This window comes from Mangrovicoccus algicola, assembly GCF_014903745.1.
GTDB classification, from domain to species: Bacteria; Pseudomonadota; Alphaproteobacteria; order Rhodobacterales; family Rhodobacteraceae; genus Mangrovicoccus; species Mangrovicoccus algicola.
The window spans coordinates 15,408-32,981 of the sequence record NZ_JACVXA010000022.1; the positions used below are offsets into that span (position 1 = coordinate 15,408).

The following is a 17,574-nucleotide window of genomic DNA, read 5'->3' on the forward strand; positions in this document are numbered from 1 at the left end:
CGGAAAGCGCCCTACCCCGCGGCGAAAAATCTTCGCGCTCAGGGGACCTCCCGTCCCAGCGCCGCCTGGTACAGCCGGAACCAGTCCTGCCGCTCCAGCCGGATCCGCGCTGCCGCGCCGATCCGGGCGATCCGCGCGGGGTCGGTCGTGCCCAGAACCGGCAGGATCCGCGCCGGATGGGCCAGCAGGAAGGCGGTCGCGATGGCGGCCCGGTCGGTCCCGTGGCGCAGCGCGAGCTCGTCCATCAGGTCGCCCAGCGGGCCCTTCGCGGTCATCAGGCTGCCGCCGCCCAGCGGCGACCAGGCCATGACAGCCTCCTGCCGCCGCTGGTGGAAGGCCAGGTCCCCGTCGGTGAAGGGTGCCGGCCGCGCCAGCGAGATCTCGATCTGGTTGGCGACCAGCGGCGCGGCCATCCGCGATTCCAGCAGCTCCACGTCCCAGGGCCGGAAATTCGACACGCCCACCGCGCGGACCTTGCCCGCCGCCAGCAGGTCATCCAGCGCCTGCCCGGTCTCCTCGTGATCCATCAGCGGATCGGGCCGGTGGATCAGCAGCAGGTCGATCCGGTCGGTGCCCAGATCGCGCAGCGACTGCTCGACGCTGGCATGGATATGGGCGCGGCTGGTATCGTAGTGTTTCACCGCCGCGGCGGCATGGCGGCCGACCGGCGCCACGATCCCGCATTTGGTGACGATTTCCATCCGCTCGCGCAGCCCGGGCCGCGCGCGCAGCGCATCGCCCAGGATCGCCTCCGTTGCATAGCCGCCATAGATGTCGGCCAGGTCCAGGCTGGTGATCCCCTGCGCCAGGCAGGCCTCCAGTTTGGCCGCGACATGAGCGGGCGAGGTGTCGGCCCCGTCGCCGATCCGCCACAATCCGCAGACGAGGCGCGACAGGCTCAGATCGGGGGCAAGGGGGACACGCTCCATCGGCGGCGGCTCCTGCGGCAGGGGGACGGGCGACGCCCGCCCGGGTTGGGCGAAGGGCGGACCGGCCGGAACGCGGTCCCCGGACCGGCATAGCGCGAAACCCGGCCGCCGCGCATCCCCGTCCTTCGGGGGATGCCGGGTTCCGCCGTCCCGGCCTGCCCTGCCCGGGCTCAGAGCTGCTGCACCACCCGGTCGGCCTCGGCGGCCACCCGGCGGCCGCGGATCACCAGGTCGGGGGCGATCTCGGCCAGGGGTTCCAGCACGAAGGCGCGGTTGAACATCTCGCGATGCGGCAGGGTCAGCTCGGCCGTGTCGATCGCCAGGTTGTCGGCATGCAGCAGGTCGATATCGATCATCCGCGGCCCCCAGCGATCCGAGGGCACCCGCCCCACCGCCAGCTCGATGCGCTTGCACAGCTTCATCAGATCCAGCGGCTCCAGCACCGACCAGCCGGTGGCGCAGGCATTGAGGAACCAGTCCTGGTCGATCTTGCCCCAGGGGGCGGTCTTGTGGAATTTCGACACCGCGTCCAGTTCCACCCCGTCCTGGGCCATCAGATGCGCCAGGGCGGTGCGCAGGTTGTGCTCCTTCTCGCCCATGTTGGAGCCCAGCGAGAAGGCGACGCGATAGCGGCGGCGGCGACTGACCTCGATGCCGACGTGATCCAGCATCGCGGCGATCGGCGCGGCGGGCTTGCGGATCGTGACCGAGACGGCCGTGACCAGCGGATGGCGCGCCAGCACGGCGCCCGCGATGCGGTCGCCCAAGGTCTCGATCAGGTCGAAGGGCCCGGCCTCCGACACCTCCTCCGCCAGCCTGCACAGCCCGTCATAGCAGACCGTCTGGCCGTAATCATCCTGCCCCGCCGCGCCCGAGACCGACAGGCTGCAGGCGATGTCGAGATAGAATTTCTGGCCCAGCCGCTTTTCCTCGGGGAAGACGCCGTGATGGGCATGCAGGCACAGGTTGGAGACGAAGACGCGATCGGTCATGGGAGGTCCTCCATGGACGGGACGGCCAGCGGGCCGGTTTCCGGGGCAAGCGCGCGGGCAAGCGCGCCGAACAGGGCATGGGCGGCGGCGGGCAGGGGCGGCTGCGCGCGGCCGTCGAGATGCGTGACCGGCGAGGCCAGGCGCAGCGAGTTGGTCACCAGCAGCGCCGCCGCCCCCGGCAGTTCCGCGGGCTCGACCGGGCGCTCCTCGGCGCGCAGACCGGCCGATGGCGCCAGGGACAGAAGCTCGGCGCGCAGGATGCCGGGCAGGATCCCCTCTGCGGGCGGCGGCGTGACCAGCCGGTCGCCGAGGATCATCATCAGGTTCCCGATGCCGGCGCAGGCGACGCGGCCGCGGGTGTTCAGGAACAGCGGCTCGTCCGCCCCCGCCTCGCGGGCCGCCCGCGTCGCCAGGACGGCATCGAGATAGCCGGGCGTCTTCAGCTGCGCGGCGGGCGAGGTGTCGTTGCGGCGGATCGCGGCGGTGGCCAGGCGCAGCGGCGCGAAGGGCGGGGGCAGCCCCGGCGCGGCAGAGGCGAAGAGCCGCGGCACGGGGTTTTCCGGCGGCAAGACACCGCGCGGACCGGACCCGCGGGTCACGGTGAGCCGGACCGACCCGGCCGCAAGCCCCGCGCAGACCTCGGACCAGGCCTCCTGCGCGCGGGCGCGTCCGAACGGCAGGCCCAGCGTGGCGCAGCCCGCCGCCAGCCGGTCGAGATGGGCGCTGCCGCGCACGACCCGCCCCCGCACGACCATCGCCGTGTCGAAAAGCGCGTCGCCCAGCAGCAGCCCGCGATCGGTCAGGTCGAAAGGCGCGACCGGCCCCTCCAGCAGCCTGCCCTCAGCCCACCAGCGCATCGCGGCCTCCCCCGGCCAGGTCCAGCACATGGCCGATCATCCGGTGCCCGTGTTCGGACAGCACGGATTCAGGGTGGAACTGCAGCCCGAAGGTCGGATGGCTGCGATGCGCCAGGGCCATCACCTCGCCCGCCTCCGAGCGCGCGGTGACGCGCAGATGCGTCTCCATCTGCGGGGTGGGCGCGACGATCAGCGAATGATACCGCCCCACCTGCACCCCCTGCGGCAGGCCGGTGAAGGGCCCGGTACCGTCATGGGCAAGCCGCGAGGCGCGCCCGTGCATCGGCTCGGCCGCGCGGGTGATCCCGCCCCCGAAGACGGCCCCGACGGCCTGGTGGCCGAGACACACCCCCAGGATCGGCAGGCGGCCGGTGAAATGCCCGATCGCGGCCATCGACACGCCCGCATCCTCGGGACGCCCCGGCCCCGGCGAGACGATCAGCGCCTCCGGCGCCAGCGCGGCGATCCCGGCCAGGGTGATCCTGTCGCTCGGCACCACCGAGACCTCGTGGCCCATCTCCGCGCAATAGCGCGCGACATTGTGGGTAAAGCTGTCATGGTTGTCGAGGATCAGGATCATGACGGATTCTCCGCGAAGGGCGCGACCGCCTCGAAGATACGCGCCGCCTTGGCCAGCGTCTCGGCATATTCCGACGCCGGGTCGGACAAAAGCGTCACGCCGCCCCCCGCCTGCAGCACCGCCTCCCGCCCGCGGATCTCCAGCGTGCGGATCGGGATGTTCAGGTCCATGTCGCCGTCGAAGCCCAGATAGCCGATGGCGCCGCAATAGGTGCCGCGGTCGCGCCCCTCGATCGCCCGGATGATCTGCATCGCGCGTTCCTTCGGCGCGCCGGTGATCGAGCCCCCGGGAAAGATCGCGGCCAGCAGGCTCAGCGCATCCTCGCCGGGGCGGAGCCTGCCGGTCACGGCCGAGGTCAGGTGATGGACGGAGGCATAGCTTTCGACGGTGCACAATTCGGGCACAGCGACGCTGCCCGGTTCGCAGACCTTCGACAGGTCGTTGCGCATCAGGTCGACGATCATGACATTCTCGGCCCGGTCCTTGTCGGAGGCGGCCAGGCGGGCGGCGGCGGCGCGGTCGGCCTGCGGATCGGCATGGCGCGGCAGCGTGCCCTTGATCGGACGCGCCTCCGCCCGGCCGCGGCGCAATTCGGCGAACCGCTCGGGCGAGGCCGACAGGACCGCCCCGCCGGGCTCTGCCAGATAGGCGGCGAAAGGGGCGGGATTGGCGCGGCGCAGCGCGGCATAGAGCGGCCGGGGATCGCCATCGAACGGGGCGCGGAAGGCCTGGGAAATGTTGGCCTGGTAGATGTCGCCGTCGCGGATATGCGCCCGCACCCGCTCCACCGCGGCGCCATAGCCCGCCGCATCGAAATCCGACTGCCAGCGGCCCAGCCGCGCGGCTCCGGGCGGCGCGGGCGGCGCCTCCAGAAGCGCGCCGAGCCGGTCCAGCCCAGCCGCCGCATCGCCGCCGCCGAGCCCCGAGGACAAGGCCACCGCGCGGCCCGCGAGCCGGTCGAAGACCAGCAGCAGGTCGTAGAAGGAGAAGCACAGCCGCCCCGGGGCGCCGCCCGGGTCGTCGCGGAATTCGTATTCCACCCGTCCGATCGCCGCCCCGGGAAGGGGCAGGCCCGGAACCGGCGCCAGGCGGCAGGCCGCCAGCCGGTCGCGGAGCGCGGCAAGCGGGCGGCCCGGCACCGGCGCGCCGTTCCAGAAGGCGCGGCCGCCCGCCGCCTCGAACCGGCCGAAGGGCGAGATGCCGATGATGCTCCAGCGTCCCAGCGCGCCGTGATCGCCGCCCGAGTCGAGGAAGGCGAAGCCGGGGCAGTGCCACAGCCGCAGCGCCGCCTGCCACGGATCGAGCGCGCCCAGCTCGCGCAGCAGGGGCTGGCGGCCGGTCTGCATCGCGGCGGGCTGGGACTGGCAGGGCGGGATGGTCATGGCAGCGGCTCATAGGCGGGAACGGGACCGGGAGCAAACCCTAGCTGCGCGAGCCCGCCGATTCCGCCGCCATCGCCGCGGCGGGCGCGGTTCAGCGGCGGGCGGCCCGCGGCGCAGCCGCGGCATCCGGGGTGCAGCACAGCCCGTCGATGAAGATGTCGAGCATCCGCGTCACCGTCTCGCGCCAGCCCTCGCCGTCGCGCGTGTAGCAGATGCCGACCACGACGCGCATCATCTCCTCGGGGGCGATGTCGTCGCGCATGACGCCCTCCTGCCGTCCCCGCTCCAGCAGCCGGGCCGCGGCGGCGCGCATCCGGTCGGCGGCCTCGGCGAAGGTCGGGCAATCCTTGTCCAGCGCCGGGGCCAGCGCCGCCAGCATCCCCTTCTTGGTGGCTACCATGCCGATGAAGCCGCGCATCCAGGCCCGCAGCGCCGCCTCGGGCTCCAGCTCCGTCAGGCTTTCCGCCAGGGCGACCATCTGGTCGGTCTCGCGCAGATAGACGGCCTGGAACAGGGCCTCGCGCGTCGGGAAATGCCGGTAGAGCGTGCCGATCCCGAGCCCGGCGGTCCGGGCCACCGCCTCCAGGCTCGCCTCGGGCCCGCCCTCGGAAAACACCTCGCGCGCCGCCGCCAGCAGGGTCTCGCGGTTGCGCAGGCTGTCCGCCCGCGGCTTGCGGCGGGGTTTCGCCGTGTCGTCGCTCATGTCCCGTCCGTAACCTCTTTGCGCTTGCTAAACGGAGGCATCCTCCGTATAAGAAGGAAGCCGCGCCGGGCCGACATGCTGCTGCCCGCCTGTTCCGCAATATAGCGCGGCCCCCGGAAATCGCTAGACAAGGGAGGTGTCATGACCTTCTCCATCACGCTGACCGTCAACGGAACGCCGCATCATCTGGCATTGGATGACCTGCGGGTGACGCTTCTGGACCTGCTCCGGGACCGTCTGGGCCTGACCGGAACCAAGAAGGGCTGCGATCGCGGCCAGTGCGGCGCCTGCACCGTGCTGGTGAACGGACGGCGGCTCAATGCCTGCCTCGCCCTCGCCGCCCAGCAGGACGGGGCCGAGATCACCACCATCGAGGGACTGGCCCCGGAGGGCAGGCTGCATCCCTTGCAGGCGGCCTTCCTCGAACACGACGCCTTCCAATGCGGCTATTGCACGCCGGGACAGATCATGAGCGCCGCCGGTCTGATCGCCGAAGGCGCGGATGGCGCCGATATCGAGCGCATCCGCGAGGGAATGAGCGGCAATCTCTGCCGCTGCGGTGCCTATCGCGGCATCGCCCGGGCGGTGGCGGCCGCCGCGCAGAGCGAAAACGGGGAGACAGAGGCATGAAATCCTTCGATTACCTTCGCCCCGAAACGCTGGAGGAGGCGCTTGCCGCGCTGTCGGATCCCGACACGGCGGTGCTTGGCGGCGGCACCAACCTGCTGGACCTGATGAAACTGGGCGTGGCGCTGCCGGACCGGCTGGTCGATCTGACGCGCCTGCCGGGGCTCGACCGGATCGAGACGCTGCCCGATGGCAGCTGGCGCATCGGCGCCATGGTGCGCAATGCCGATCTGGCGCGCGATCCCGGCTTTGCCGCGGCCTTCCCGATGGTGGCAGAGGCGCTTCTGTCGGGGGCCTCGGCGCAGCTGCGCAATGCCGCGACACTGGGCGGCAACCTGATGCAGGCGACCCGTTGCGCCTGGTTCCAGGACCCGCAGGCGCGGTGCAACCGCCGCGCGCCAGGCTCGGGCTGCGACGCGCTGGAGGGCGCCAATCGCGGCCATGCCGTGCTGGGCTGGACGCCCGCCTGCATCGCGGTGCACCCGTCGGATTTCTGCGTGCCGCTGGCCGCGCTCGACGCGCAGGTGGAAGTCGCGGGTCCGGCCGGCATCCGGCATGTGCCCCTGGAGACGTTCCACCTGCTGCCCGGCGAGGAGGCCCATCGCGTCACCGCGCTGGAGCCCGGCGAGATCGTGCTGGCCCTGCGCCTGCCCGCGGCCGCAGCCGCCTTCGCCGGTCATGCACGCTATCTCAAGCTGCGCGAACGCACCTCCTTCGCCTTCGCGCTGCTCTCGGCCGCCGCGGCGCTGCGCGTCGAGGACGGGCGCATCGCCGAGGCGCGGCTGGCGCTCGGCGGGGTCGCGGCCCGGCCCTGGCGCTGCCATGCGGCGGAGGTCTTGCTGGAGAGTGCCCCCGCCGCGCCCGACAGCTTTGCCCGGGCCGCCGCGGCCGCCCTGGAGACCGCCGCGCCCTCCGGGGCGAATGGCTACAAGATCGTGCTGGCCGAACGGATCCTGGCCCGCGCCCTGGCCGCCGCGGCCGCAGGCACCCCCGCCGAGATGCCTGCCCTGCCCGGCTCTCTCATGGATGACAGCGACAGGGAGACAGCCCATGCCTGACGATATCGCACCGACCCGCCACCAGCGCCTGGGATCGAATGCGGGCGACCCGCATTCCCGGCTGGACGGCATCGCCAAGATCACCGGCGCGGCGCGCTATGCCGCCGACAACGCCCCCGCGGGGCTGCTCTGGGCGGTGATCGCCGGGGCGCCGGTCGCGCGGGGCCGGGTGGCGAGGCTGGACACCGCCGCGGCGCTGGCCCATCCCGGCGTGACCCATGTGATCACGCCCGAGAACCGCCCGGCCCTGCACAAGGACCCGGATCTGCGCGCCGCGCTCTTCGACTGGAAGCTCGACCTGCTGCAGGACGACCGCATCCGCTATGCCGGGGCGCCCATGGCTCTGGTTCTGGCGGAGACGGCGGAGGCGGCGGCCGAGGGGGCACGGCTGCTGGCGCCCGAGATCGAGGCGGATCCCGCGCGGATCGGCTTCGGGGACGGGCTGGCCTTTGCGGCCGAGACCGTCGGCATCGGCGCGCCCCCCGCCACCGCGGTGGGCGATGTCGAGGCGGGGTTCGCCGCCGCCGCTCAGGTCACCGAGGTGGAAATCGAGACCCCGCCGCAATATCACAACGCGATGGAACCCCATGCCATCGTCGCCCAGTGGCAAGGCGAGCGGCTGGTGATCGACACGCCGAACCAGGCGATCGTGATGTCGCGGCCGAGCTTCGCCGCCTATTTCGGCATTCCGCCCGAAAATGTGCATATCCGCAGCCCCTATCTGGGCGGCGGCTTCGGGTCGAAGGCGATCCTGAACCCGGCGCAGATCCTCGCCTGCCTGGCCGCGCGGGAAACCGGGCGGCCGGTCAAGCTGGTGCTGAGCCGCGCGCAGATGTACGGGCCGACCGGCCATCGCGGCGCCACGCGGCAGAGCCTGCGGCTGGGGGTGGATGCGGCGGGGCGGCTGACGGCGCTGTCGCATCACGCGGTCTCGGCCACGTCAAGCTTCGACGACTTCCTGGAACCGGCCGCCAATGCCGCGCTGAACACCTATGCCTGCCCGGCGATCTCGGTCAGCCATTCGGGCAGCCGCTGGGATATCGGCACGCCGGGGCCGATGCGCGCGCCGGGCGAGGCCACGGGATCCGCGGCGCTCGAATGCGCGATGGACGAGGCGGCCCATGCGGCGGGGCTGGACCCGCTGGACTTCCGGCTGCGCAACTATGCCGAGACCGATCCCGCGACCGGACGGGCCTATTCCTCCAAGGCCCTGCGCGAGTGCTATGCGCTGGGGGCGGAGCGCTTCGGCTGGAAGACCCGGCCGATGCAGCCCGGCCAGATGCGCGATGCGCGGGGCCGCCTGCTGGGATGGGGCATGGGGACATCGCTGTTTCCCGCCCCGATGTTCCAGGCCGAGGCCCGCGCCACGCTGCGTGCCGATGGCAGCGCGGTCGTGGAAACTGCGGCCTCGGACATGGGCCAGGGGGCCTGGACGGCACTGGCGCAGATCGCGGCGGAAGGGCTGGGGCTGGACCTCGCGCAGGTGGAGTTCCGTTCGGGCGACAGCGAACTGCCCGATGCCGGGGTCGCGGGCGGCTCGGGCCATACCGCCACGGCCGGCAGCGCGCTCTATTCCGCCGGGCGCGACGTGATCGCCCAGTTGACGGCGCTGGCCACGGCCGATCCTGCCTCGCCGCTGCACGGGGCGGGCAACCGGGCCGTGGTCGCGGCGGATGGCTGGCTGCGGATCGAGGGCGAGGACCACCGCCGGGAGAGCTATGCCGCCATCCTGGCCCGCGCGGGGCGCGACGCGCTGACCGGCCGGGGCAAGGGGGCGCGCGATCCCGCCCATGCCGAGGCGCGCGCGATGTTCTCGCATGGCGCAGTCTTTGCCGAGGTCGCGGTCGATCCCGCGCTGCTGCAGATCCGCGTCACGCGGCTGACCGGCGCCTTTGCCGCGGGCCGGATCATCAATCCGAAACTGGCCGAAAGCCAGCTTCTCGGCGGGATGATCTGGGGGCTGGGTTTCGCGCTGCAGGAGGAGGCCCTCCATGACCGCCGCAGCGGCCGCCTGCTCAACGCGGACCTGGCGGGGTATCATGTGCCGGTCAATGCCGACCTGGCCGAGATCGAGGCGCTGACCGTCCATGAGGAGGACCGCTTCGTCAATCCTCTGGGCGTGAAGGGCGTGGGCGAGCTGGGCATCACCGGCACGGCGGGGGCGATCGCCAACGCGGTCTGGCACGCGACCGGACGGCGGGTGAGACGGTTCCCGATCCATCCCGAGGACCTGGCCTGACGTCGCGGGGGCGGGTTTCCCGCCCCCCTTAACCTTCCGGCGAGGATTTCGCGGCTAGGCTCCGCGCGCATTGCGCCGGATCGGCGCCCCGCCCGGAAAGGTGCCCCGATGACCCAGCCCGCCATCCTTCTGGTCGATGACGAACCGCTGCTGCTCGACATGACCGCCATGGCCTGCCAGGGCGCGGGCCATCCGGTGCACAAGGCCTCCAGCGGCCGCGAGGCGCTCGACCTGCTGCAGCAGCGGCCCGAGATCGGATTGCTGCTGACCGATATCGGCCTGAGCCGCGAGATGGACGGTTTCGCCCTGGCCTCGGCCGCCCGCCGCCTGCGCCCGGGGCTGCCGGTCATCTTCTTCTCGGGCTATGGCGACCAGGCCGAGCGCCCGGCGGAATTCCGCGAGGACGGGGTGCTGGGCAAGCCCGTCCCCATCGCCGTGCTGCGCAGCGCCGTCGCGGCGCACCTGCCCCCGCCCTCTGGCTGATCGCCCCCCTTGCTTCCGGACACGGCTAACCAGCCATTAACAAAGCCGGTTGTAGGGTGATCCAAGCAATTTTAGGCAAGGTACGCGCAACCATGCAGAACGTGAAATCGCTGATCGAGAACTTCCGTCTCATCCAGAGTTCCCGGCTGATCCTGGCGATTCTGGTGGCGGTTACGGTCGGGCTGGTGATCTTCTCGATGTCGCGCGTTCTGCTGACCCCGCCGAGCGCGCTGCTCTACGGCAGGCTCGATGCCAATGCGATGACCCAGATCACCGCCTATCTCGATACCGAGAACGTCCTCTACGAGGTCCGCGAGGACGGGCTGTGGGTCCCCGGGGAGGAGCGCGACAGGCTGCGCATGGCGCTGGCGTCCCGGGGCCTGCCCAATGCCTCGGTGACAGGCTACGAGATCCTCGACGATCTCAACGGGTTCGGCACCACCTCGCAGATGTTCGACGCGGCCTATCTGCGCGCGCGCGAAGGCGAGCTGGCGCGCACCATCGCCGCCGCGGACGGGATCGACTGGGCAAGGGTGCACCTGTCCAGCGACGCCGCCTCGCGCTGGGGCGACACGGTGGAAGCCTCCGCCTCCGTGCTGGTCCAGACCCGATCCAGCGAGATCCAGAAATACCAGGCCACGGCGATCAAGCATCTCGTCGCCGCCGCCGTCGCCGGGCTTCAGCCCTCGGGGGTCTCGGTCATCAACGCCCAGACCGGCGCGCTGATCGGCGAGGAGCAGACGCCCCAGGCCGGCGCCTTCGACCTGGCCGACCAGCTGAAGTTCCGGGCCGAGCGGATGCTGGACGCGCATCTGGGATTCGGCCGCAGCCGGGTCGAGGTCTCGGTCGAGACCGAGCGCGATTCCGAGCAGATCTTCGAACGCAAGGTCGATCCCAGCCAGAAGGTCGAGGTCAGCACCGAGAACCAGGAAGTCACCATGAATTCCGAGGGCACCGGCAGCAGCGCGGTGACCGTCGCAAGCAACGTGCCCAATGACGATGCCGCGGGCGGCGGCGCGCCCACCAGCTCGCGCAACGAGACCGAAACCAATGCCAGGGTCAATTTCGACTTCTCCGAGGTGCGCCGCGAGGTCGTCCGCAATCCCGGCAGCATCAACCGCATCTCGGTCGCCGTTCTGGTCGACGGCGTCACCGAGACCGATGCCGCCGGGACCGAGACCTGGCGGCCGCGCAGCGAAGAGGAACTGGGCGACCTGCGCGACCTCGTGGGCTCGGCCATCGGCATCAACGAGGAACGCGGCGACCGGGTGACGATCAAGTCGCTGCGCTTCGACGGCGGCCTGGCCACGCTGGAGGCCGGGGCCCCCGCCAGCGGGGGCGGGATCGGGCAGATGCCCTTTCGCATCGCCCAGCTGGCGGTCTTCACCATCGCGGCGCTGGCCATCGCCTTCTTCGTGCTGAAACCGGCCATCCTGGACCGCGCCCGCTACAGCCTGCCGGAACTGGAAGGCGGCGGCGCGGCGGCAGAGGCGGAAGGCAACGCGGACGGAACCGGCATGGCCGAACTGGACGGGTCCGGCGCCTTCGGCGACGATCTCCCCGCCCTTCCGGGGATGATGGACCTGCCGACCTTCGACACGATGGATTTCGACGGGGAGGGCGGCGCCGGGGGCGAAAGGCCCATCGACCGCCTGGTCCAGTCCGTCGGCGCCAAGAAGGAGGACAGCCTTGAAATCCTGCGCGGCTGGCTGGAAACCGGCCCGCAATCCAGACCCGCCTGACCATGGCAGAGAAACTGGTCCTCGAACGGTTCCCTTCTGCCGCCACGGGCAGCGGCGCCCCGCAGGAGGCCGCCGCGGATGACCAGCTGCAGGTCGGCGCCTTCGAGAAGGGCTACCGCTCGGGCTGGGACGATGCCACCGCCGCGCGCAGCCACGAGGAAGAGCCTCTGCTGCGCGACCTGCAGCAGATCGCGCAGCAGCTGGAGGCCGATCACCAGGCGCTGCGCGCCGCGCTGGTCGCGGAATTCGGGGAACTTGCGCTGGCCATGATCCGCCAATGCCTGGCCCCGCTTGCCGACGAGCTCAGCCTGCGCCGGATGCGCCGCGCGGTGGAGGAAATTCTCGAGGAGGCCCCGGCTGCCAAGATCCGCCTGCGCGTGCCGCGCCCGCTTTACGAACGCCTCCTCGACGACCCGGCCTGGGCCGCCAGGACGGAACTGACCGCCGAGGATTGCGCCGAGGACGGACAGGGCCCGATCCGCCTGAGCTGGGCAGGGCAGGAACTGTCCATCGAGACGGGCGCCTTCATCACCGCTCTGGAAAGCCTGCTTTCAGAGCACCTGACGGAAACTGGAGCATGACATGCCGGAGACAAGCACGACCAAAGCGCTGGAACAGATGGGGATTGGCGATATCAGGATCGAAATCCGCGTCGTTCTCGGCAAGGCCCGGCTGTCGCTGTCGGAGATCCTCGCCCTCTCGAAGGGATCGGTGCTGCCGCTGGGACGGTCCGCCGCCGACCCGGTGGAACTTTACATCGGCGACCGCATGATCGGCACGGGCGACCTGGAGGAAGTCTCCACCGCGCAGGGCGGCAACCAGCTGGCGATCCGCCTCGGCGAGATCCGGATCAATGAATCCTAGGCTGTCCGTCTGCCTTCTCGTCCTCGCGCTGCATGCCGGGCCGCTGCGGGCACAGGAGGCCCTCGGCGCCGCCGGGACCCCGCTCTCGGGGGAACTGCTCTCGACCTTCGTCACGATCGGGATGCTGTCGCTTGTGCCGGTCTTCCTGATCTGCTGCACCTGCCTGACCTTCTCGCTGATCGTCTTCTCCATCTGTCGCCAGGCGATCGGGTTGCAGCAATCACCGCCCAACCTGGTGCTGATCTCGATCTCGCTGGCGCTGACCTATTTCGTCATGGCCCCGGAATTCGAGACCGCCTGGGCCGCGGGGATCGCGCCCTTTCTCGACGGCAGCCTCGCCCTGGCGGAGGCGGCGGAACGCACCGCCGCGCCCTTCCGCGCCTTCATGGCGGCCCATACCGAGGAAGGCATCACGCGGATGCTGCGCGAGACCGTCGCGCGCAACCAGGACCGGCCCCCGGAAAGCGTCTCGGACTTCCCGCTCATGGTCACGGCCTTCCTGCTCAGCGAGATATCCCGGGCCTTCCTCGTCGGGTTCTTCCTGATCGTTCCCTTCCTGGTCATCGACCTGGTCGTGGCCGCGATCCTGATGTCGATGGGGATGATGATGGTTCCCCCGGCGGTTGTCTCCCTGCCGTTCAAGCTGGCCTTCTTCGTCGTCGCCAATGGCTGGGCCATGCTGACCGGGTCGATCATCTCCCGCTACTGATCCGGTCCGCGGCGGGCGGGCACGGGCGGTCCCGCGAAACCCGGCCGACCGCATCCGGCCGAAGCGGTGCCGCGACGAGGACGCGATTCTGGCCCCGGCTCGGGAGGCCGGGGCGTGCCGGGCCGGGTCAGCCGGGCACAGCGATGAGGGCGGGGCGTGCCGGGCCGGGTCAGCCGGGCACAGCGATGAGGGCGGGGCAGCGGCATGGCGGGGCGGGGCAGATGCGCCGTCCCGGATGGCTGGCCGGTCCCCCTCCTCGCCCGCCGGCGCCCGGGACCGGGCCGGTTCAGAACAGGAAGGCGTGGCCCGACAGGGCGAGCAATCCCGCCAGCGCGGTGATCCAGACCCAGCGGGGCACATGCAGGGCGGCGAGCCGCGGGCCCAGCAGATGCGCCAGCACCCCAAGTCCCATGTACCGCCCGCCGCGCGCGACGGTCACGGCCACCATCAGCAGCGCGAAGGAACTGCCCAGCATTCCCGCCCCCAGCGAGGCCAGCTGGATCGGAAAGGGGGACACCGAAAGCAGCAGCACGGTGAAGAAAAGCCGGGTACCGTGCAGACGCCCCTCCAGCGCCGCGAATTGCGCGGAAAGGCCCAGCCAGTCGAGCAGCGGCAGGACAACCGGATCGGCCAGCAGCCAGCCCGAAAGGTAGAGGATCGCCGTTCCCGCCAGACAGCCGATCAGCGACCACAGCCCCAGCATGAGCGCATGGGCCGGGCGGGCGATCATCAGCGGAACGAGCACGGCCTCGAGCGGGATGGGCAGGAAGGTCGCCTCCATCGCCGAAAGCACGGCGATGCCGCTGCGGCCCTCGGCCATGCGGATCATCCAGGGAGACAGGCGCATCACAGCAGCGGACGGCGCGGCACAGCCTCGCCCGGATCGGCCAGGGCCAGATCCGCGAGCGTCCCGGGGTCGAACACGCTCAGCCAGCCATCCGACCAGCCCGCCACCTGGAGCTGGCGCAGCCGGGCCAGCGTCTTGTTGGTATGAACCAGCGACAGTCCCAGCGCATCGGCCAGGTCCTGCTGGCGGTGCGGGAAGGGAACGGCCCCGTTGGTGCGCAGCCCCAGCGCGCCCAGCCGCTCCCACACCCGCAGGAAGGCCCAGGCGATCCGCTCGGTGGCGCTGCGCTGGCCGAGGCTGAGCACCTTCTCGCCGAGGAAATGCTCTTCCACGGCGGCCAGCCATGTCAGGTCGAATGCCCGTTCGGGATGGTCGCGGAAGAACGACCACAGGTTTGCCCGTTCGAAGACGCACAGCCGCATGGAGGTCGCGCTTTCGACGGAATGCTTCATCTCGGACATGACCCCCGCCTGCAGGCCCAGGAAATCGCCGGGAAAGACGAAGCTGATGACCTGGCGCCTGCCGTTTTCCAGCACCTTGTAGCGCAGTCCCTGCCCCTCGAGAACGGTGAACAGCTGCGGGCTGTTGGAGCCCTCCATGAGGATGGAGCTGCGCGGGCCCACGGTCAGCTCGCCGCTTTTGAACCGCCCCATCGCCTCGATTTCGGAATCGCTCATCGGCAGGAAGCAGTCGCGCCGCCGGATCGGGCAATTGCGGCAATTCACGGGCATGTCATATTCTCCGGCATATGTCACAGTTAAATGTCAGCGGCCGCGATTGGTTCCATGATGCGGCCGCAAACCGGAGGCCCGCAACGCGTGAACGACAATGCTCCCCTGACCCCGCCCGTGGTGCTGGTGATGGATCGCGATCCGTTCATCCAGTCCGATATCGACATGACCCTGCACGAGGTCATGCCCGACGCCATGGTCCATCTGTGCAGCGATACCGCCGCGGCGGCCTCGCTGATCGATACGCTCGAACCGCTCTCGCTGGCCGTGCTGCGGCTGATGCGGCATGACCGGCTGGATCCGCGCCTGCCCCGCAGGGCCGCGGCGCGTGGCGCGCGGGTGCTGCTTCTGGGCGATCCGATCGACCTGGGCAAGGGCGACGGCAGCGAGGCGCAGATCGCAGACGATCGCATCGCGGTGCTGCCCGTGCCCTTCTCGGCCGGGACCTTCCGCGCGGCGCTGGCCGAACTGGGCTTCCCGGCTTTTTCCTGACCCCCGGAACTCTGTGACGATTTTGGTGTTGACAGGGCAATCGCTTCCTGCGGAGGCGCAACCTGAGGAGAGACACCATGCTGTACTGGGCGCTTGTTTTCCTTGTCGTCGCTATCGTCGCCGGGCTGTTCGGTTTCGGGGGCATCGCCTCCGCATCCGCGGGCATCGCGCAGATCCTGTTCTTCGTATTCCTCGTGCTGTTCGTGATCGCCCTGGTGGCGCGGGCGGTCAGGGGGAACGCGCCGCGCTGACGCCCTTTCGGCGCGGCACGGGGACGGGCGTCTGCACTCGCGCCCGTCCTTCCGTCTTCCGGCCCGGGGCCATGCAGGCGCCGGGCCGTTTTCATGAATGAATTTTTTTCCGGCCAGGGAACCGCGGCCACCCGGTCACGTTACCGGATCGACACGCACCGGCCGACGGGGGGCTTGCAGCTGGAACAAGCACGGCATTCCACCACGGCATGACCCGGGCCTTGCCAAGGGTCATGAAAAGGTTGCAAAGCGCCCGCATGATCCGCTGCAGCGCATCGACGATATTCCGCGGCGCCCCGGGCGGGCCCGCGACATGGAACGACCCTTTGTTACAGGTGGGGTTGTGAGGGCCGGGCGGAAACGTCCGGCCCTTTCCTTGCGGGTCTACCCCGGCGAGGGCGCGCATGATCCCCCGGCAGCAGAAAGGGGACCCGCGCGGGTCCCCTTCCGGCATCGATGCGGATCGCGATGCGGCTAGAAGCTCAGCTCTTCCGTCGAGGAGAGGAACAGCGCCTGGCTGATGGCCGACCGCACCTGGTCCTCGTTATAGGGCTTGGCGATGAGGAAGGCCGGTTCGGGGCGTTCGCCGGTCAGCAGGCGTTCGGGATAGGCGGTGATGAAGATCACCGGAAGCTCGCCGAAATGCGCGAGCAATTCGTTGACCGCATCGATCCCGGAACTGTCATCTGCCAGATGGATATCGGCGAGGACCAGGTCGGGCTTGTCGGATTTGCCCAGATCGACGGCGGTCTTCGCGGTGCGCGCGATGCCGGTGACCTCGTGGCCGATGCCCGACACGATCCCTTCGAGGTCCATCGCGATGATGGTCTCGTCCTCGATGATCATGACGCGGCCCGCGGCACGATCCGCCATCTCGTCGCGGGCCTTCTCGATCAGCGCCTCGACGGTTTCGGGGGTTTCCTCCATGATCTCGGCGACCTGAACGGCCGAGAATTCCTCGATGCTCGACAGCAGCAGCGCCTCGCGGGTGCCTGCGGTGAGGTGATCCAGACGGCGCTGCGCCCGGGCGAGGCGCCCGGTCTCGTCATTTTCGATATGCCGCCCCGAGCTGGCCCAGATGGCATGGAACGTCCGGTAGAGCCCGACACGGGCCGAGGAACTTCCGGTGACGCTGGAGGCGTTCTGCAGAACCGCCTCCAGCGTCGCCACCGCATACTGGTCTCCGCTGCTCTGGCTGCCCGTCAGCGCACGCGCGTAGCGGCGCAGGTAGGGAAGTTCCGCCGCAACCTGATCTGCGAGATTGATGTCCTGGCTCATTTCTTCCAACTTTTTTTTCGATGCACTCGGGAACCGAACCCCATGCCGGGCGTTTTGTTCCGCGCGGCCAAGAAAAATATTGCACGAGGACGAGATGGCGACCCCACAACCGGACAAGGAAACGGTTCAGAAGCAGATCGACGACAATCTTCGCAAGATCTTCGACGAGACTGCCAACCAGCCGATTCCAGATCAGCTCAGCCAGCTGCTCCAGCAGCTGCGCGAGCAGGAGACCCGCAAATGAGCCACCCCGATCCCCGGGAGGAACTGATCGCGCTTCTGCCTTCGCTGAGGGCCTTCGCGATGAGCCTGACCCGTCAGCCCGCGGCCGCGGACGACCTGGTGCAGGATACCGTGCTGAAGGCATGGAGCAATTTCGACAAGTTCCAGGTCGGCACCAATCTGCGCGCCTGGCTGTTCACCATCCTGCGCAACACCTATTACTCCGATCGCCGCAAGAAGGTGCGCGAGGTCGAGGATGGCGACGGCGTCCTGACCGCGCAGCTTTCCGAGAAGCCTGCCCATGACGGGCGCCTGGCCATGCGCGACTTCCGCGTCGCCTTCAACCAGCTGACCGACGAACAGCGCGAGGCCCTGATCCTCGTGGGGGCCTCGGGCTTCTCCTACGAGGAGGCAGCCGAGACCTGCAACTGCGCCGTCGGCACGATCAAGAGCCGGATCAACCGCGGCCGCGCACGCCTTGCGGAACTGATGCATCTGAGCGAGAACGAGGCGATGGAAATGACCGATCCCGCGACCATGGCGGTCATTTCCGCCGGGCGCACAGCGACCGCCTGAGGACCCCCCCGA

General features: G+C 70.2%; 21 protein-coding genes. 12 read left to right on the forward strand and 9 right to left on the reverse strand.

The features are described from left to right. Positions 1-38: 38 nt before the first annotated feature. From ICN82_RS09290 to ICN82_RS09315, 6 genes are all read right to left on the reverse strand, one after another. Complete coding sequence (locus tag ICN82_RS09290; RefSeq protein ID WP_193181957.1) at positions 39-929, reverse strand: aldo/keto reductase; 891 nt, start codon at positions 927-929, stop codon at positions 39-41. 170 nt (positions 930-1,099) lie between these two features. Then, positions 1,100-1,921 (reverse strand): 2-amino-4-hydroxy-6-hydroxymethyldihydropteridine diphosphokinase, encoded by an 822-nt coding sequence (gene folK, locus ICN82_RS09295; protein ID WP_193181959.1) that lies wholly within the window; start codon positions 1,919-1,921, stop codon positions 1,100-1,102. Continuing rightward, positions 1,918-2,778: an aminotransferase class IV gene (locus ICN82_RS09300; RefSeq protein WP_193181961.1), complete on the reverse strand. Its 861-nt coding sequence runs from the start codon at positions 2,776-2,778 to the stop codon at positions 1,918-1,920. The genes folK and ICN82_RS09300 overlap by 4 nt, the downstream gene beginning before the upstream one ends. Continuing rightward, the gene (locus tag ICN82_RS09305) at positions 2,762-3,358 is read right to left on the reverse strand and encodes an anthranilate synthase component II (protein WP_193181963.1); all 597 of its coding nucleotides are present in this window, start codon (positions 3,356-3,358) and stop codon (positions 2,762-2,764) included. Before ICN82_RS09305 ends, ICN82_RS09300 begins: the two co-directional genes overlap by 17 nt. Next, positions 3,355-4,740: an aminodeoxychorismate synthase component I gene (pabB, locus tag ICN82_RS09310; RefSeq protein WP_226898394.1), complete on the reverse strand. Its 1,386-nt coding sequence runs from the start codon at positions 4,738-4,740 to the stop codon at positions 3,355-3,357. The genes ICN82_RS09305 and pabB overlap by 4 nt, the downstream gene beginning before the upstream one ends. 91 nt (positions 4,741-4,831) lie before the next feature. After that, a complete protein-coding gene (locus tag ICN82_RS09315; RefSeq protein WP_193181965.1) occupies positions 4,832-5,443 on the reverse strand; it encodes a TetR/AcrR family transcriptional regulator in 612 nt (203 codons plus the stop codon). 141 nt (positions 5,444-5,584) lie between these two features. On the opposite strand from ICN82_RS09315, the gene ICN82_RS09320 reads away from it, so the two are divergent. From ICN82_RS09320 to ICN82_RS09355, 8 genes are all read left to right on the forward strand, one after another. Further along, the gene (locus ICN82_RS09320; protein WP_193181967.1) at positions 5,585-6,073 is read left to right on the forward strand and encodes a (2Fe-2S)-binding protein; all 489 of its coding nucleotides are present in this window, start codon (positions 5,585-5,587) and stop codon (positions 6,071-6,073) included. Continuing rightward, positions 6,070-7,128, forward strand: a complete 1,059-nt coding sequence (locus ICN82_RS09325; protein ID WP_193181969.1) for an FAD binding domain-containing protein — start codon at positions 6,070-6,072, stop codon at positions 7,126-7,128. The genes ICN82_RS09320 and ICN82_RS09325 overlap by 4 nt, the downstream gene beginning before the upstream one ends. Further along, complete coding sequence (locus tag ICN82_RS09330; protein ID WP_193181971.1) at positions 7,121-9,367, forward strand: xanthine dehydrogenase family protein molybdopterin-binding subunit; 2,247 nt, start codon at positions 7,121-7,123, stop codon at positions 9,365-9,367. Before ICN82_RS09325 ends, ICN82_RS09330 begins: the two co-directional genes overlap by 8 nt. 108 nt (positions 9,368-9,475) lie before the next feature. Continuing rightward, positions 9,476-9,850, forward strand: coding sequence for a response regulator (locus ICN82_RS09335; protein WP_193181973.1), 375 nt, complete (start codon positions 9,476-9,478; stop codon positions 9,848-9,850). A 92-nt stretch (positions 9,851-9,942) separates the two neighbouring features. After that, positions 9,943-11,592: a flagellar basal-body MS-ring/collar protein FliF gene (gene fliF, locus ICN82_RS09340; RefSeq protein ID WP_193181975.1), complete on the forward strand. Its 1,650-nt coding sequence runs from the start codon at positions 9,943-9,945 to the stop codon at positions 11,590-11,592. Positions 11,593-11,594: 2 nt separating this feature from the next. Further along, a complete protein-coding gene (locus ICN82_RS09345; protein ID WP_193181977.1) occupies positions 11,595-12,173 on the forward strand; it encodes a hypothetical protein in 579 nt (192 codons plus the stop codon). Position 12,174: 1 nt separating this feature from the next. Next, a complete protein-coding gene (locus ICN82_RS09350; protein ID WP_226898395.1) occupies positions 12,175-12,456 on the forward strand; it encodes a FliM/FliN family flagellar motor switch protein in 282 nt (93 codons plus the stop codon). Beyond that, complete coding sequence (locus ICN82_RS09355) at positions 12,446-13,165, forward strand: flagellar type III secretion system pore protein FliP (protein WP_193181979.1); 720 nt, start codon at positions 12,446-12,448, stop codon at positions 13,163-13,165. The genes ICN82_RS09350 and ICN82_RS09355 overlap by 11 nt, the downstream gene beginning before the upstream one ends. 286 nt (positions 13,166-13,451) lie before the next feature. Here the strand turns inward: ICN82_RS09355 and ICN82_RS09360 are convergent, their stop codons facing one another. Then, positions 13,452-13,985: a YqaA family protein gene (locus ICN82_RS09360; protein WP_193181981.1), complete on the reverse strand. Its 534-nt coding sequence runs from the start codon at positions 13,983-13,985 to the stop codon at positions 13,452-13,454. 26 nt (positions 13,986-14,011) lie between these two features. Continuing rightward, a complete protein-coding gene (locus ICN82_RS09365; RefSeq protein ID WP_193181982.1) occupies positions 14,012-14,743 on the reverse strand; it encodes a Crp/Fnr family transcriptional regulator in 732 nt (243 codons plus the stop codon). Between the two features lie 87 nt (positions 14,744-14,830). Between ICN82_RS09365 and ICN82_RS09370 the strand changes: the two genes are divergently transcribed. After that, positions 14,831-15,235 (forward strand): hypothetical protein, encoded by a 405-nt coding sequence (locus ICN82_RS09370; protein ID WP_193181984.1) that lies wholly within the window; start codon positions 14,831-14,833, stop codon positions 15,233-15,235. Between the two features lie 77 nt (positions 15,236-15,312). Beyond that, complete coding sequence (locus ICN82_RS09375; RefSeq protein ID WP_193181986.1) at positions 15,313-15,486, forward strand: DUF1328 domain-containing protein; 174 nt, start codon at positions 15,313-15,315, stop codon at positions 15,484-15,486. Between the two features lie 474 nt (positions 15,487-15,960). On the opposite strand, the gene ICN82_RS09380 is transcribed toward ICN82_RS09375, so the two are convergent. Continuing rightward, positions 15,961-16,764, reverse strand: a complete 804-nt coding sequence (locus tag ICN82_RS09380) for a response regulator (RefSeq protein ID WP_193181988.1) — start codon at positions 16,762-16,764, stop codon at positions 15,961-15,963. Between the two features lie 79 nt (positions 16,765-16,843). Here ICN82_RS09380 and ICN82_RS09385 point away from each other — a divergent pair, with 79 nt between their 5' ends. Both ICN82_RS09385 and ICN82_RS09390 read left to right on the forward strand, forming a co-directional pair. Then, on the forward strand, positions 16,844-17,008 hold the full coding sequence (locus tag ICN82_RS09385) for a NepR family anti-sigma factor (protein WP_226898396.1): 165 nt from the start codon (positions 16,844-16,846) through the stop codon (positions 17,006-17,008). Next, positions 17,005-17,562: an RNA polymerase sigma factor gene (locus tag ICN82_RS09390; protein ID WP_193181990.1), complete on the forward strand. Its 558-nt coding sequence runs from the start codon at positions 17,005-17,007 to the stop codon at positions 17,560-17,562. Before ICN82_RS09385 ends, ICN82_RS09390 begins: the two co-directional genes overlap by 4 nt. Positions 17,563-17,574 lie beyond the last annotated feature (12 nt).

Excerpts from the sequence above, each read along its gene's own strand:
- ICN82_RS09290 (WP_193181957.1), bottom strand. The coding sequence starts at position 929 with ATGGAGCGTGTCCCCCTTGCCCCCGATCTGAGCCTGTCGCGCCTCGTC.
- folK (WP_193181959.1), bottom strand. The coding sequence starts at position 1,921 with ATGACCGATCGCGTCTTCGTCTCCAACCTGTGCCTGCATGCCCATCAC.
- ICN82_RS09300 (WP_193181961.1), bottom strand. The coding sequence starts at position 2,778 with ATGCGCTGGTGGGCTGAGGGCAGGCTGCTGGAGGGGCCGGTCGCGCCT.
- ICN82_RS09305 (WP_193181963.1), bottom strand. The coding sequence starts at position 3,358 with ATGATCCTGATCCTCGACAACCATGACAGCTTTACCCACAATGTCGCG.
- pabB (WP_226898394.1), bottom strand. The coding sequence starts at position 4,740 with ATGACCATCCCGCCCTGCCAGTCCCAGCCCGCCGCGATGCAGACCGGC.
- ICN82_RS09315 (WP_193181965.1), bottom strand. The coding sequence starts at position 5,443 with ATGAGCGACGACACGGCGAAACCCCGCCGCAAGCCGCGGGCGGACAGC.
- ICN82_RS09320 (WP_193181967.1), top strand. The coding sequence starts at position 5,585 with ATGACCTTCTCCATCACGCTGACCGTCAACGGAACGCCGCATCATCTG.
- ICN82_RS09325 (WP_193181969.1), top strand. The coding sequence starts at position 6,070 with ATGAAATCCTTCGATTACCTTCGCCCCGAAACGCTGGAGGAGGCGCTT.
- ICN82_RS09330 (WP_193181971.1), top strand. The coding sequence starts at position 7,121 with ATGCCTGACGATATCGCACCGACCCGCCACCAGCGCCTGGGATCGAAT.
- ICN82_RS09335 (WP_193181973.1), top strand. The coding sequence starts at position 9,476 with ATGACCCAGCCCGCCATCCTTCTGGTCGATGACGAACCGCTGCTGCTC.
- fliF (WP_193181975.1), top strand. The coding sequence starts at position 9,943 with ATGCAGAACGTGAAATCGCTGATCGAGAACTTCCGTCTCATCCAGAGT.
- ICN82_RS09345 (WP_193181977.1), top strand. The coding sequence starts at position 11,595 with ATGGCAGAGAAACTGGTCCTCGAACGGTTCCCTTCTGCCGCCACGGGC.
- ICN82_RS09350 (WP_226898395.1), top strand. The coding sequence starts at position 12,175 with ATGCCGGAGACAAGCACGACCAAAGCGCTGGAACAGATGGGGATTGGC.
- ICN82_RS09355 (WP_193181979.1), top strand. The coding sequence starts at position 12,446 with ATGAATCCTAGGCTGTCCGTCTGCCTTCTCGTCCTCGCGCTGCATGCC.
- ICN82_RS09360 (WP_193181981.1), bottom strand. The coding sequence starts at position 13,985 with ATGGCCGAGGGCCGCAGCGGCATCGCCGTGCTTTCGGCGATGGAGGCG.
- ICN82_RS09365 (WP_193181982.1), bottom strand. The coding sequence starts at position 14,743 with ATGCCCGTGAATTGCCGCAATTGCCCGATCCGGCGGCGCGACTGCTTC.
- ICN82_RS09375 (WP_193181986.1), top strand. The coding sequence starts at position 15,313 with ATGCTGTACTGGGCGCTTGTTTTCCTTGTCGTCGCTATCGTCGCCGGG.
- ICN82_RS09380 (WP_193181988.1), bottom strand. The coding sequence starts at position 16,764 with ATGAGCCAGGACATCAATCTCGCAGATCAGGTTGCGGCGGAACTTCCC.
- ICN82_RS09390 (WP_193181990.1), top strand. The coding sequence starts at position 17,005 with ATGAGCCACCCCGATCCCCGGGAGGAACTGATCGCGCTTCTGCCTTCG.